The organism is Collinsella sp. AM24-1 (assembly GCF_003470325.1).
Taxonomy (GTDB): Bacteria; Actinomycetota; Coriobacteriia; order Coriobacteriales; family Coriobacteriaceae; genus Collinsella.
In genome coordinates this window covers 17,129-31,916 of record NZ_QRHM01000003.1, presented here as the reverse complement: position 1 = coordinate 31,916, position 14,788 = coordinate 17,129, and the positions used below count along the sequence as shown (strand labels likewise).

Sequence of the window (14,788 nt, the reverse complement as noted above, 5' to 3'; positions counted from 1 at the left end):
GTTTATCGCGAGTTCCGCACGAACAGGAGGCCACTTAATGTGGCCTCCGTCGTGAGCAGGACTGTAGAGCAGGAAACTTCATCAGTGCCCGCCCCACGGGAAACCGGCGGGATAGACCGGTTTGGATGGGGCTTTGATGCATGGGTGGTCTGTTGGTGGGCAAATGGGTATCATACTGTGGTTATTGCATCGACTCTGCGATGCATGTTTGTACGTTCCCGGCGGTCGGTTTGCCAGAAGCGCCCCGTCGGTTGTTCCGGACCCGTTTCGAAGAAAGGAAACCACACTAACCTATGGCAGCTAAAAAATCATCTCCCTTGAAGATCATCCCGCTTGGCGGCCTTGACGGCATCGGCAAGAATATGACGGTCTTCGAGTGCGGCGACGACATGGTGCTCGTCGACGCCGGCCTCATGTTCCCGGATGACTCCCAGCCTGGTATCGACCTGGTGCTTCCGGATTACACCTACGTTCTGGAGAACGAGGAAAAGCTCCGCGGCATCGTCGTCACTCACGGCCACGAGGACCACACCGGTTCGCTTCCGTATCTGCTGCAGGACCTCAACAATAAGGTGCCCATCTTCTCGAGCAAGCTGACGCTTGGCTTTATCGAGGGTAAGCTCTCCGAGTTCCGCATCCGCGCACCCAAGTTCCGCGAGGTCAAGGGCGGCAGCCATGTCAACCTCGGCGGCATCTCGCTCGACTTCTTCTCGATGACGCACTCCATCCCCGGCGCTCTGGGCGTGTTCATCCGCACCAATCAGGGCACCGTTATGCACACCGGCGACTTTAAGCTCGACCAGACGCCCATCGATGGCGTCACGCCCGACTATGCCGCTATCAGCCGCTTTGCCAAGCAGGGCATCGACCTGCTGCTTTCCGACTCCACCAATGCCACGGTTCCCGGCTTTACCAAGTCCGAGGCCGAGGTTGGTCCCAACCTGCTGCACGCCATCAAGAACGCCCCGGGTCGCGTGTTCGTCGCATCGTTCTCGAGCCACATCCATCGTTTGCAGCAGATCTGCGATGCCGCCCGCAAGTGCGGCCGTAAGGTCGTTGTGACCGGTCGCTCCATGCTCACGAACACCCGCGTGGCGCGCGAGCTCGGTTATCTCAACATCGATGATGCCGATATCATCGATGCCTTCGATATTGATAACCTGCCTGACGACAAGATCGTCGTCATGTGCACTGGTTCGCAGGGCGAGCCGCTGTCGGCCCTGTCCCGCATGGCCAATGGCGAGCACAAGACGCTCTCCATCCACGAGGGCGATACCGTTATCCTCTCGGCAACTCCCGTTCCTGGCAACGAGAAGGCCGTCCAGCAGGTCGTCAACAGCCTGGCCAAGCTCGGCTGCGACGTGTGGGATAAGAACCGCGCTCTCGTCCACGTCTCGGGTCACGGTAGCCAGGAGGAGCTCAAGCTCCTGATGGCCATGGCCAAGCCCACGTACTTTATGCCGGTTCACGGTGAGGCCGTGCATCTGCGCGCCCATGCCCAGCTGGCCCGCAAGATGGGCATCAAGGACGATCATATCTTTATCCTCGATAACGGCGACACGCTCGAGATGCGCGGTGGTATCGTCAAGCGCGGTACGCCCGTCGAGTCCGGCGTCGTTTACGTCGACGGCCTGCGTATCGGCGATACCGACCCCATCGTCCTGCGCGATCGCCAGAAGCTCGCCAACGACGGTATGGTCACGGCCGTTGCCATCGTCTCTCTCAAACACAAGAAGATCGAGGCCATCGAGTTCTCGGGCCGCGGCGTTTCGTTTGCCATCGACGACCAGTTCTCCGAGGATGCCTCCGCGTCCATTATGAAGACGATCGAGAAGGGTAAGTTCAGCTTTACCAGCAGCGGTTCCGATGCCATTCGCAAGGCCGTGCGCGATTCGCTCTCTAACTTTATCTGGAGCCGTACGCGCACCCGTCCGATGATCATCCCGGTCGTCATGGAGGTTTAGTTTGGCGCGCGGATCTGCACAAAACGCCAAAGGCAATAAGGCCAATAACCAACCGGCATCTGCTAAGGGTGCCGGTTCCCATCTGCGTGCCAATAAGGGCCACGAGGCGGACTTCGATGAGTTTGAGCCCTTGGTCGAGCCTTCGGCCAATCGCGATATCGCCGGCGTGGTCATCGCCGTTTTGGCGATCGCGTCCTTCATTGCCGTGATCTCACCGGCAACAGCGCCCGTGACGGCTGCTGTTGCCGGGTTCTATCACCTGGGCTTTGGCCTGGGCGCCTACGTGCTGCCGATCGTCATCTTGCTGTTTGCCGCCACGCTCTTTTTGGGTGAGGACTCGCCGCTCAACGTGCGCTCTGTCTCGGGCGGCGCCGTGGTCTTTATCGCCGTCGTCTCCATTCTTTCGCTGATGGTGCCGGGCACGAGCGATTCGTGCGACCTTATGTTTACGCCGCAGAACCTTTCCGTGTCGGGTGGCTACATTGGTGCGTTTATTGCGAGTGCGCTGCAGAATGCCCTGGGTAAGCCTGTCGCGATGGTGGTCCTGTTGGGTCTGGCCGTCGTTGGTTTTGTCATCATTGGCTTTTCGGTGGGCGGTGTGCTGCGCTCTGCCCGCGATCGTGCGGCAGATTTTGCCGAACGCCGTCGTGCCGATGTCAACGCCAGCCCGTGGGGCGATGAAGAGGCCCTGTCTGTTCCCGGCGTCGCTCGTCCGCACCTGAGCATTCTGCGCCAGAAGGGGACTGACGCCGCGGTGACCACGGTCATGGGTGGCGATGTCGACCCGGTTTTGGATGACGACGAGGACGATGACCCATTTGTCGTCGTATCCGAGTCGGTTGAAGCCGAGCGCGCCAAGACCACGCTGCTGCCGCGCCGCCATGCCAAGAAGGGCAAGGCTGCGCCCAAGCTCAACACAAGCGAGCCCGACCCGTCTTGGTCCGATAGCGAGATTGAGCTCACCGAGGGTGACGACGAGGACGACGAGGCTCCGCTCGAGACCGCCAAGACAACCTTGCTGCCGCGTCGCCACGCCAAGCGCGGTCAGGTCACTGGACAGCTTTCGATGGAGGACGATCCGGACAAGGTTGACGAGTCCGAGCCGCCGTTTGCCGTGAACCCTGTTTCGGCCGCACCTCAGATTCCCGACTTCTTAAAGCATCCCAAGGTTGCCGATGCGCCTGCCACGAGTGCTGTCGAATCGGCTGCGGCTCGTGATGGGGGAGCGGACGGCGGCGCCGCAGATAACGAGGGCGAAGAAGAGGACGGCCTCAAGCTTCCGCCGCTCGAAATCCTACATGCCAACCCGCAGTCGGCTTCTGCCGCGTCTTCGGATAAGGAGCTGGAGCAGACCGCTGAGTCACTGCAATCCACCTTGCTTGAGTTTGGCCGCAGTGCCCGCGTGGTCGGCTGGATCGCCGGCCCCACGGTGACGACCTTTAAGCTGCAACCTGGCGAGGGCGAGCGCGTGAGCAAGATTTCGAGCCTCGAGGACGATATTGCGCTTTCGCTCGCCGCCCAGTCGGTTCGTATCTTTGCCCCGATCCCCGGCACCTCTCTCGTTGGTATCGAGATTCCCAACCGCAAGCGCCAGAACGTCAATCTGGGCGACGTGCTGCCCTATGTGAAGGGCGGTCCGCTCGAGCTCGCCATCGGCCGCGACGCCGAGGGCACGCCGGTTGTCGCCGACCTCGCCAAGATGCCTCACCTGTTGATTGCCGGTACGACCGGTTCTGGTAAGTCGGTGATGATCAACTCCATCATCACGACCTTGCTCATGCGCGCCCTTCCCGAGGACGTTCGCCTGATCATGGTCGACCCCAAGCGCGTCGAGCTTGCGGGCTATAACGGTCTGCCGCATCTCTATGTGCCCGTGGTGACCGAGCCCAAGCAGGCCGCGAGCGCTCTGCAATGGGCTGTGTCCGAGATGGAGCGTCGCCTGAAGGTCTTCGAGCGTCTCAACGTGCGTAAGATCTCGACCTACAACGAAAAGCAGGCTGCTGGCGAGTTTGAGCATTACGACAATCCGCCGCAAAAGATGCCCTACCTTGTCATTATCATTGACGAGCTCTCTGACCTGATGATGGTCGCTGGTAAGGATGTCGAGGCCTCGATCGTGCGTATTGCACAGCTGGGCCGTGCCGCCGGTATTCACCTTATCGTTGCCACGCAGCGCCCCAGCTCCAACGTGGTGACGGGCCTCATTAAGGCCAACATCACCAACCGTATCGCCTTTAACGTCGCCACGGGCATCGACTCGCGCGTCATCATCGACCAGATGGGCGCCGAGAAGCTCACCGGTTTGGGCGACATGTTGTTCTCCAAGGTCGACTGGGGCAAGCCCCGCCGTATCCAGGGCTGCTTTGTCTCGGATGATGAGATCAACGAGATTGTCGAGTTCGTCAAGTCGCAGAGTGAGCCCGACTACCACGAGGAGATCCTGTCTGCCGTGGCGCCCGCTTCCATGTCCATGGCGGGTGGCGGCGGCATTGTCCGCACCGGAGTAGCCGAGCCGCAAGACGATGATCCGCTCATTTGGGAAGCCGCCCATATTGTGGTGGAATCGCAGCTTGGCTCCACATCTGGCCTGCAACGTCGTCTGAAGGTTGGCTATGCGCGTGCCGGGCGTATTATGGACATGCTGGAAGAAAAGGGTGTCGTCGGCCCGCCCGACGGTTCCAAGCCGCGCGAGGTCCTGTTGGACGAGGAGGGGCTTGCCGCGCTGGAATCTGTCGACGCCGAGATGGCACGTGAAGATCGTGAGTTTGGAGGATTCTGATGGCTGCACGCTTTGGTGACATGCTGCTCGAGCAGCGTCGCCGAATGGGCCTTTCCATTCAGCAGGTCGCCAACACCATCAAAATCAGGCCGCAGATCATCGAGTTTTTCGAGACCGGTAACTTTGCTTCGATGCCGCCGCGCGGCTATGCGCAGGGCATGATTTCGAGCTATGCTCGCTTTTTGGGCCTCAATCCGCGCGAGGTCGTCAATGCCTACTTTGACGAGCTGATGGCATACGAGCGCGAGACGTCGCAGCAGGGCGGTCGTTTTCAGGACGCCGCCGGCTATGTCAATTCACGTTCCTCGGTGGATAATGGGCGCTTCTTGATGGTTCAGGGTGGTCGCTCAACGCGTTATGGTCAGCGTCCGCAGCAGGCTGGCTATATTACCGAGACGGGTTCGGGCGAGGAGATTCGCTCACAGCGTGACCGGTTCCGCAGTACGCCGATGCCCGAGGACCGTGCACTTCCCGCTGCCCGCGGCGTGGCGCGTGACCCTCGTGCCGGCTACGGCGACGGCGGCTATTCCGATCGCGGTCACCGTGGTATCTCCACCGGACGTCCTCGCAGTGGCTATGCGGACGCCGATGCCACGCAGGTGACGCCGCGTCTTCGCTCTCAATCACAGCCGTATGGCCAGCGCTCTTCGGCTCCGCGTGCGGGCCAGCGTGGCTATCAAGGCCGCGGTGAACTTGCGCCCCGCTCGGGTCAGCGCAGCCTTCAGGGCCAGGGTGGCTATCGCGGCCGTTCCGACAGCAATCGTGGTCGTATGCCTCAGAGAGGCGGCCGCAGCAGTTCCAGTCGTGGACGCGGCGGTTCCCGTACTCCTCAAAACAACGGTCTCGATCCGCGTATCGTCTACGCCGGCATCGGTGCCGTGGCGTTGCTGCTGATCGTGCTCATCGTGGTACTTCTGCGCGGCTGCGCATCTTCGACGCCCGAGACCACGCCCGAGACGCCCACTGCTACCAAGACGACGCCCAAGAAGTCTTCTAAGAAGACCGAAACGGTCGACGAGGACGAAGACACCGATGAGGCGACGGATGAGTCGACCGATTCGGACGCCACCAAGACGACGGCTAAAAAGGAAGAAAACGAGGTAACGAAGGTCAAGGTCTCCGTTGCCAAGGGAAAGACCGCCTGGATTGAGGTCAAGGTCGATGGCAAGTCGGTCTATGGCGCCCAGGCGACTGGCCCCTTTGAGCAGGAGTACACGCCTGAGTCCTCGATCGAGATCACCACGTCCAAGCCTTCCGATGTCACCGTTACCAAGAACGGCGAAAAGGTCCGTTACGATACCAAGACCTCGGGCGTGGCGCGTGTGACGATCACCGTTCCCAAGAAGGAGACGACTGGTTCCGAGAATGGTGAAAGTTCTGATGGTACCGACACCACCGATGGTGCCGACACCACCGACGGCACCGATGCCCAGTCCACGGATGGCGCCGATACCGCAACTGACGGCCAGACGCCCACCGATTCTACCGACTATTCGTACGATAGCTACTAAGCCGCTCGTACGCGAAAGGAAACATCATGGCTAAAGATTCCAGCTTCGACGTCGTGTCCGAGGTCAACATGCAAGAGGTCGACAACGCCTTCCAGCAAACCACGCGTGAGATTTCCCAGCGCTATGACCTGAAGGATTCCGGCGCCACGATCGAGCTTTCGAAGGGCGACAAGCTCTTTACGATCAACGCCCCGGCCGACTTTGTCTCCAAGCAGATTATCGACGTGCTGAGCTCCAAGCTCATCAAGCGCGGCATCGACCTCAAGGCTGTCTCGTGGGATGCTCCGCAGGCGGCATCGGGCGGCACCGTGCGCGTGCTCGGCCATATCGTCGAGGGTATCGACCAGACGACCGCCAAGAAGATCAACAAGGACATCAAGGACCAAAAGCTCAAGGTCAAGGTGACTATCGAGGCCGACAAGCTGCGTGTTTCCTCTGCTTCGAAGGACGCGTTGCAGACCGTGATCCAGTTCCTGCGCGACCAGGACTACGGCCAGCCGCTGCAGTTCACCAACTACCGCTAATATCATTCGAAAGGACTGCTCTCCAACATGGATACACCGTTGGGCTCCGTGCTCTACATCACCCTCGGGTGCGCTAAGAACGAGGTTGACACCGACCGCATGCGTTCTCTTTTGACCGCCGCGGGCTACGAGGAGGCATTCGACCCACAGGATGCCGATATCGCCATCGTCAATACATGCTCGTTCCTCGCCTCCGCAACGTCCGAGAGCATCGAGACCACGCTCGAGCTCGCCAACGAGGTTCAGGACGGCGTTCGTTCTTGTCCCATCGTCATGTGCGGCTGTGTGCCGTCGCGCTATGGCGACGACCTGTCTGACGAGCTGCCCGAGGTCGCTGCCTTTGTGAAGGCCGACGAGGAGGACGGCATCGTGGCGGTCATCGATGGCGTGCTGGGTGTCGAGCGTGAGATCGCTGCCTATATTCCGCAAGTAAAGCGCACTGTCGAGGGCGCTGTTGCTTACGTCAAGATTTCCGATGGCTGCAACCGCTTCTGCAGCTTCTGCATGATCCCCTATATTCGCGGTCGCTATCATTCGCGCAATGCCGAGAGCATTATCTCCGAGGTACGCGACCTGGTTGCCGGCGGTGTGCGCGAGATCGTGCTGATTGGCCAGGACACGGGTATTTGGGGCACCGACTTTGCCGACGAAGACGTCACCGATGGCTCGCCGCGCAATCTGGCGCAGCTGCTGCATGCCGTCGCCGAGGCCGTGCGCCCGCACAACGTCTGGGTCCGCGTGCTCTATCTGCAGCCCGAGGGCATGACCGACGAGCTTATCGATACGATTCGCGATACGCCCGAGGTGCTGCCTTATATCGATATCCCCGTGCAGCACTGCGACGCGCGCATCCTCAAGGCTATGCGCCGTTCTGGTTCGCGCCAGGAGCTCGAGGACCTGTTCCGCGATCTGCGTGAGCGTATCCCCGGCATCGTGATCCGTTCCACGGCCATGGTCGGCTTCCCGACCGAGACCGACGACGAGTTCCGCGACCTTATCGACTTTATGGACACCGTCGGCTTTGACTACACGAGCGTCTTTGCCTACTCGCAGGAGGAGGGCAGCCTGGCCGCCAAGATGGAGGGTCAGGTCGATGAGGAGGTCAAGCTCGAGCGCGCCCAGGAGGCCATGGACCTGGCCGAGTCGCTCGGTTTTGCCGCCACCGCCGCACATGTGGGCGAGCGCGCCCAGGTGATCGTCGACGGCATCGAGGAGACCGAGGACGGCGCCGAGCTGATCGGCCATGCTTGGTTCCAGGCGCCCGATTCCGATGGCGCGGTGCACTTGGACGCCAGCGAGGCGTCCGTGGGCGATATTCTGACGGTCGAGTTTACCGATAGCTTCTGCTATGAGCTTATCGGCCATGTTGTGGAGTAGGAGAGCATCGTGGCAAACGAGAGCAATAAGGAACTGACGAGTGTTTGGACGCCCGCCAACATCGTGACGTGCGTTCGCATCGTCTTTATCCCGGTGTTCATGATCGTGTCGGCGCTTTCTCACACGAGTGTTGCCGGTACAGATTGGAGCACCTTCGACGGCCCGCTCGCCGCCGCTGCCTTCATTCTGTATGTTATCCTGTCGTGCACCGATAAGGTCGACGGTTATCTGGCGCGCTCGCGCAACGAGATTACCGATTTCGGTAAGTTCTTGGACCCCATCGCCGATAAGCTGCTGGTGTTCTCGGCTCTGCTGCTGTTCTTGGATTTTGGCGCTGTGACTGTGTGGTCCGTGTTCATTATCCTGTTCCGTGAGCTTCTGGTGAGCGCCCTTCGCATGGTCGCGAGTGCCGCCGGCGTGGTCGTTGCCGCCGATAAGCTTGGCAAGTACAAGACGGCGACTACGATGGTCTCCATCTGCGGTTACCTGTGCGTCTTTGCGATGGCCGGCTTGCACCTTGGCCCGCTGGCGCTGACGCTCGGCATCTACTCGGTGTCGCGCTTCCTGTACGCCGTTGCCGTTGTTCTGACCGTTATCTCGGGCGCCCAGTACTTCTGGAACTGCCGCAAGATCGTCTTTTCGGTCTAGGTCCTGGTGGGTATGACGGACTCTTTTGAGCAGATTTCCGCACATAACGAGGAGCTGGCGCGTCATATTGTCGAGCGCGCGAGCGCTCGGGGCGTGACGGTTTCGACGGCTGAGTCGCTGACGGCAGGTATGATCGCCTCGACGATTGCCGATATCCCGGGCGCCTCGGCGGTGCTGCGTGGCGGTGCGGTGACCTACTGCGATGAGATCAAGCATCGCGTTTTGGGCGTTGATCAGGAGACGCTCGATCGCTATACCGCGGTGTCGCATCAGACCGCGCGCGAGATGGCGGCGGGTTCGCTGGAGCTGTACCAGAGCGATATTGCAGTGAGCGCAACGGGTTATGCCGGCCCCGGCGGCGGCACTGAGGACGATCCGGCTGGCACTTTCTATATTGGCTGGGCGTATCGCGCGGCTGATGGGGAAGTGCCGGTCGTGGACTCTGTGCGCTGCCACTATGAGGGCGACCGTTCGTGTGTTCGTGCCCATGCGGTCGCGGAGGCATTGGGACGCATTGTCCTTGTGCTTAACTCTATGGAATAGACGTGTTTTAAGGGGCCTTCGGGCCCCTTAATTGTGGAGATAGGGACCCCTGACGAATTTAGCGTTTGCGCTGGTCATAGGTGTATTTTTGCCTTTCTTGTTCTTATTTGCCCCTTTGTGGTCAAGCATTTGGTCAGTGTTTGGTCGGCGTTTGGTTGGGTTTTGGAAAGACTGCCTGCATATGATTGGCCTGAACGGTTGACCACGAACAGCCGTTCGTTTACTATCGATGCAGGTTGTTAAGAGGAGGGCTATTCATGGCCAAGAATTCAGGTCCCGTACGTACCGTTCATGCTCGCACGACGGGTAAAGAGCGCGATGAGATGATCGCCACCACCAAGGCCGAGATCGAGAAGAAGTTCGGTCAAGGCTCCATCATGAGGTATGGTGACGGCGGCCCCGAGCTTGAGGTCGAGGCCATCCCCACGGGCGCTCTGGCACTCGATGCCGCTTTGGGTATCGGCGGTGTGCCGCGCGGCCGTATCGTCGAGATTTACGGTCCTGAGTCCTCCGGTAAGACGACGCTTTCGCTCGAGATCCTGGCCGAGGCCCAGGCAATGGGTGGCGTGGTGGCATTTATCGATGCCGAGCACGCGCTCGATCCCACGTATGCCGCGCGCATTGGCGTGGATATCGACGAGGTACTGATTTCCCAGCCCGATACGGGTGAGCAGGCGCTCGAGATTGTTGACATGCTCGTGCGTTCCGGCGCCATCGATGCCATCGTCGTCGACTCCGTCGCCGCGCTTACCCCGCGTGCCGAGATCGAGGGAGAGATCGGCGATACCACGGTCGGCTTGCAAGCTCGCCTGATGAGCCAGGCGCTCCGCAAGCTTGCCGGCTCGCTGTCCAAGTCCAACACGACGTGCATCTTCATTAACCAACTGCGTGAGAAGATCGGCGTCATGTTCGGCAACCCCGAGACCACGACGGGCGGCCGCGCCCTTAAGTTCTTCTCTTCGGTGCGTATCGACATTCGCCGCATCGACAGCATTAAGCTTAAGGATGAGGTTATCGGTAACCGCGTGCGCGCCAAGGTCGTTAAGAACAAGGTGGCAGCTCCGTTCCGTTCTGCTGAGTTCGACATCATGTACGGTACGGGCATCTCTAAGGAGGGCTCGATTCTGGACATGGCTGTCGAGTGCGGCATCTGCAAGAAGATGGGCTCCTGGTTTGCCTATGGCGAGGACAAGCTCGGCAACGGTCGCGAGGCCGCCAAGGCGTTCCTGCGCGAACACCCCGATTGCGCCGACGAGATTGAGCATAAGGTCCGCCTTGCCTGCGGGCTTGAGTTTGATGACGATGCTCCGTCCGAGGTCGAGCTGACCGATCAGCCTGCGCCTGAGGAGTTTGACGAGCTTTACGCCATCGATGGTTCCGCCATGCTCGATGATGACGACGAGTAGCGGTTACGCTCATGTCGTATACGGTGACCGAGGCCACGGTCGTTTTTCCCGATAAGAAGGCGGCCTCCTCGTTCTCGAGCGGGTATGCGTCCAAAAAGCCTTGCGCACATATCGATTGTGAGCTTGAGGGCGGTTTTGAGCGGTCCATTTGGATCCCCGTGCGGGTCGCGCGGCTGTATGTCAAAAACCGCCCCGATCTTCCCTGTGATTGGGATAACTATCGTGATGCGGTGCAGCTCATCGAGCGTAAATGTGCGCTTACCATGGTGACCGAGATGTTATCGCGCCGCGACCATGCGACGGGTGAGGTCCGTGACAAGCTGGCTCGCTACGGCTTTCACCAGTCCGCGATCGATTTCGCCGTCGAGCGCGCCACCGAGTATCGTTTTTTAGACGAGAACCGCTTTTGCTCGTACTTTATCGAGGAACGCAAGCGGCGCGGTTGGGGACAGCGTAAAATCGAGACCGAGCTCAAGCGCCGTCATGTCGTGCTCGATGACATTCCCGGTTATCCCGAGGATTATTTTGCCGTCGAAGACGATTTGGCGCGTGCGTCAGCCCTGCTCGCCAAGCGGCGTGTTCCAGAGACGCGCGGATTCGAAAAACTGGTTCGGTTTTTGATGGGCAAGGGCTTCTCGTATCATATCGCCGCCGATGCCGTTAAGGCACGTCTCGATGCCGAACGCGAGGAATGTGCGGTTTAGGCGTATGCGTTTTGTGGCCCTGCCGCTCACCGTGTTTTAGCCGCCGTGTTGGGGGCATTTATTTGACAGTTGTTGCGGTTCAACGTACGATAAACAGCGTCATTTGCTTTGTGATATGTGCTCATCTGTGATGAGTTTGTTTATATGTTTATCTGTATCCGACCCGCATAAGCTGCGCCCATATTACTCAAATGTCGCGAGCCGTTCGTAAGGACGGTTCGCTTTGTTGTGTAACGAATCCATAAAAAGGAGTGAGCATGCCTATCATCGCAGCGCTCGTTGGCATCGTTTTGGGTGCCATCGCCGCCATTGCCTACATGCGCACCGCCAAGCAGGGTAGTCTTCACGAGGCCGACGAAAAAATCCAGTCGGCACACGCACAGGCTGAGTCCCTGATCGGTGATGCTAAGCGTCAGGCCGAGACCCTCAAAAAAGAGGCTCTGCTCGAGGCTAAAGAGGAGATCATCAAGAACAAGCAGGCCGCCGAGGCCGAGGACAAGCAGCGTAAGAACGAGATTCGTACGCTCGAGAACCGCGTGATGCAGCGCGAGGAATCCCTTGATCGCCGCAACGACGCTCTCGACAAGCGCGAGCATCAGCTGTCCAGCCAGGCCGGTCAGGTCGAGAAGCGCTCCCGTGAGCTCGAGGAGCTCTGTGCAAAGCAGACTTCCGAGCTCGAGCGTATCGCCGACCTTACCCGCGAGGACGCCCACAAGGAGCTCCTCGATAAGGTTCGCGGCGAGGTCACCCACGAGGCCGCCACGATCATTCGCGAGTCCGAGCAGCAGGTTCGCGCCGAGTGCCACAAGACCGCCCAGGAGATTCTGTCTCTGGCGATTCAGCGCTGCGCTGCCGACCACACTGCCGAGGTCACCGTTACCTCCGTGCACATTCCCTCTGATGACCTCAAGGGCCGTATCATCGGTCGCGAGGGTCGCAACATCCGGACCTTCGAGCAGGTTTCCGGCGTCAACCTCGTGATCGATGACACGCCCGAGACCGTCGTTCTTTCGAGCTTCGACCCGGTCCGTCGTGAGACCGCCCGTGTCGCCCTCGAGAACCTCATCGCCGACGGCCGCATTCACCCTGCCCGTATCGAGGAGATGTATCACAAGGCCGCCGACCTGGTTCAGCAGCGCGTGCGCGAGGCTGGCGAGCAGGCTGCCTTCGATACCGGCATCCACGATCTGCACCCCGAGATCGTCAAGACCCTTGGTGCCCTGCGCTACCGTACCTCGTTTGGTCAGAACGTGCTTCAGCATTCCCTCGAGGTCTCTGATCTGTGCGGCGTGATGGCTTCCGAGCTTGGCCTGGACGTTGTGACCGCCAAGCGCGCCGGCCTGCTTCATGACCTGGGCAAGGCAATCGACCACGACGTCGAGGGCCCGCATGCCGTCATCGGCGCCGAGCTTGCCCGCCGTTATGGCGAGAAGCCCGTTATCGTCCACGCTATTGAGGCTCACCATGCCGATGTCGACCCCAACACGGTACTCGATGTCCTGGTGCAGGCCGCTGATGCTGTCTCTGCCTCTCGCCCCGGTGCCCGTCGCGAGTCTGCCGAGAACTACATCAAGCGTCTTGAGAAGCTCGAGGAGATCGCCAACTCCCATGACGGCGTCGAACGTACCTATGCCATGCAGGCCGGTCGCGAGGTCCACGTCATGGTCCAGCCGGACAAGATTTCCGATGCCCAGTCCACGGTTCTGGCTCACGATATCGCCCATCAGATCGAGGAAGAGATGGAGTATCCCGGTCAGGTGCGCGTTGTCGTGATTCGCGAGAGCCGCGCTGTCGATATCGCTAAATAACATGAGCGACGCGAACGAGCTCATCTCATTTATCGCGTCGATGTCGGGGGAGGGCAACCTTCGCGTCGAGGAGAACCTTGGCGAGGGGTATGTCCGCCTCCGCGTTTCGGAGGCCGAGCGGCGCCAGGCTAAGCACGACATTCAGCATGTCGAGGACATCGTCATCGAAATGCTCCGTAATGCTCGCGATGCCGGCGCCGACAAGGTCTATCTCGCCACGACCAAGGAAGATGGCGTCCGCACGCTTGTCTTTCTGGATAACGGTTCGGGCGTTCCGCAGGATATGCAAGAGCGAATCTTTGATGCCCGCGTTACCTCCAAGCTCGAGAGCATGAAGATGGACCGTTGGGGCGTTCACGGTCGTGGCATGGCATTGTTTTCGATTAAGCAGAACACCGACGAGGCCCGTGTGGTCACGTCCGGCGTCGATCTTGGTTCAGCCTTCAAGGTGAGCGTTGCGGCCGACCGCCTCAGTGAGCGTGCCGATCAGTCCAGCTGGCCCCAGGCCGTCAAGGATGAGGACGGACGTTATGTCTGCGCTCGCGGTCCACATAATATTATTCGCGCTGCTTGTGAGTTTGCGCTCGAGGAGTTGCGTGGTTGCGATGTCTATCTCGGTTCTCCGTCTGAGATTGCCGCGACCCTTTATGCTCAAGCGTCAAGTCGGCTCGATACGTCTCGTCTCCTGTTCATTGATGACGAGAGCGAGCTTCCGGTTGTCGATCGTTTAGGCCTTGCTTCTGATGCCGAGGACTTTATCCGTATTTGTTCGGGTTTGGGTCTTGAGATGTCCGAGCGCACGGCCCATCGCATTTTGGCAGGGCAGATTAAGCCCGTTCGCGGTGTGACCGCGCGTCTGCTGCGCGAGCGTGATTCGTCCTCGCATGCGCCGGCTCCTGTCGATCTCGCGAAGGATCGTCGCGGGCTACGTATTGCCAAGGATGACATGGCACAGTTTTCGCGTGCTGTGGAGCGCGACTTTAATGACCTTGCCGCCCGGTACTATCTCAACCTTTGCGGTGACCCAAAGATCCGTGTTTCGCGTGATCGAATCACCGTGACCTTTGATCTTGCCAAAGAGGAATAGTGCCTTTACCGAGTCCACTCGGTACGATACAGTTATTGCAGTTAAAACGTACTTTTAAATGCAGGAGTTTCTTCATGGATTGCCTGAAGGTATCAAGCAAATCATCGCCCGCGTCCGTTGCCGGCGCCATCGCCGGCATGGTCAAGGATGGTGTACCCGTCAACATCCAGTGTGTCGGCGCCGGTGCCGTCAACCAGGCCATTAAGGCCGTTGCTATCGCGCGCGGTTTTTTGATTCCAACCGGTTTTGATATTTCCTGCGCGCCCGTGTTCTCCGACATCCTCATTAACGGGGAGTCGCGCACGGCCATCCGCCTTTCTATCTATGTTCACCAGATCAATCGAGCTACTATGGATAACGTCGTCATGGATGATGTTAAGCCTGTGGCATAGCTTCTGCTTGCCTCGTTTCGCTCCCCATCGTTAGGACTTATGCAC

General features: G+C 59.7%; 12 protein-coding genes. All 12 read left to right on the top strand.

All coding sequences use genetic code 11. The features are described 5' to 3' along the window. Positions 1–293: 293 nt before the first annotated feature. The 12 genes from DW661_RS01720 to DW661_RS01665 all read left to right on the top strand — a co-directional run bounded on the left by DW661_RS01720 (position 294) and on the right by DW661_RS01665 (position 14,743). Positions 294–1,964, top strand: a complete 1,671-nt coding sequence (locus DW661_RS01720) for a ribonuclease J (RefSeq protein ID WP_006235967.1) — start codon at positions 294–296, stop codon at positions 1,962–1,964. A gap of 1 nt (position 1,965) precedes the next feature. Continuing rightward, positions 1,966–4,743 (top strand): DNA translocase FtsK, encoded by a 2,778-nt coding sequence (locus DW661_RS01715; RefSeq protein WP_233547431.1) that lies wholly within the window; start codon positions 1,966–1,968, stop codon positions 4,741–4,743. Then, positions 4,743–6,254, top strand: a complete 1,512-nt coding sequence (locus tag DW661_RS01710) for a helix-turn-helix transcriptional regulator (RefSeq protein WP_118934320.1) — start codon at positions 4,743–4,745, stop codon at positions 6,252–6,254. The genes DW661_RS01715 and DW661_RS01710 overlap by 1 nt, the downstream gene beginning before the upstream one ends. Before the next feature lie 26 nt (positions 6,255–6,280). Next, a complete protein-coding gene (locus DW661_RS01705; protein ID WP_117758513.1) occupies positions 6,281–6,778 on the top strand; it encodes a YajQ family cyclic di-GMP-binding protein in 498 nt (165 codons plus the stop codon). Positions 6,779–6,805: 27 nt separating this feature from the next. After that, a complete protein-coding gene (rimO, locus tag DW661_RS01700; RefSeq protein ID WP_118934318.1) occupies positions 6,806–8,155 on the top strand; it encodes a 30S ribosomal protein S12 methylthiotransferase RimO in 1,350 nt (449 codons plus the stop codon). Positions 8,156–8,254: 99 nt separating this feature from the next. Further along, positions 8,255–8,803 (top strand): CDP-diacylglycerol--glycerol-3-phosphate 3-phosphatidyltransferase, encoded by a 549-nt coding sequence (pgsA, locus tag DW661_RS01695; RefSeq protein WP_231500751.1) that lies wholly within the window; start codon positions 8,255–8,257, stop codon positions 8,801–8,803. 12 nt (positions 8,804–8,815) lie between these two features. After that, positions 8,816–9,346 carry a CinA family protein gene (locus DW661_RS01690; RefSeq protein WP_117758511.1) on the top strand — a complete coding sequence of 177 codons (531 nt, stop codon included), beginning with the start codon at positions 8,816–8,818 and terminating at the stop codon, positions 9,344–9,346. Between the two features lie 257 nt (positions 9,347–9,603). Further along, positions 9,604–10,752, top strand: a complete 1,149-nt coding sequence (recA, locus tag DW661_RS01685) for a recombinase RecA (protein ID WP_022094695.1) — start codon at positions 9,604–9,606, stop codon at positions 10,750–10,752. An 11-nt stretch (positions 10,753–10,763) separates the two neighbouring features. Further along, positions 10,764–11,456, top strand: coding sequence for a regulatory protein RecX (locus tag DW661_RS01680; protein ID WP_118934316.1), 693 nt, complete (start codon positions 10,764–10,766; stop codon positions 11,454–11,456). Between the two features lie 257 nt (positions 11,457–11,713). After that, positions 11,714–13,264 (top strand): ribonuclease Y, encoded by a 1,551-nt coding sequence (rny, locus tag DW661_RS01675; RefSeq protein ID WP_089573375.1) that lies wholly within the window; start codon positions 11,714–11,716, stop codon positions 13,262–13,264. 1 nt (position 13,265) lies between these two features. Then, complete coding sequence (locus tag DW661_RS01670) at positions 13,266–14,351, top strand: ATP-binding protein (protein WP_006235981.1); 1,086 nt, start codon at positions 13,266–13,268, stop codon at positions 14,349–14,351. 74 nt (positions 14,352–14,425) lie between these two features. Further along, positions 14,426–14,743, top strand: coding sequence for a stage V sporulation protein S (locus tag DW661_RS01665; protein WP_117877501.1), 318 nt, complete (start codon positions 14,426–14,428; stop codon positions 14,741–14,743). Positions 14,744–14,788: the final 45 nt, after the last annotated feature.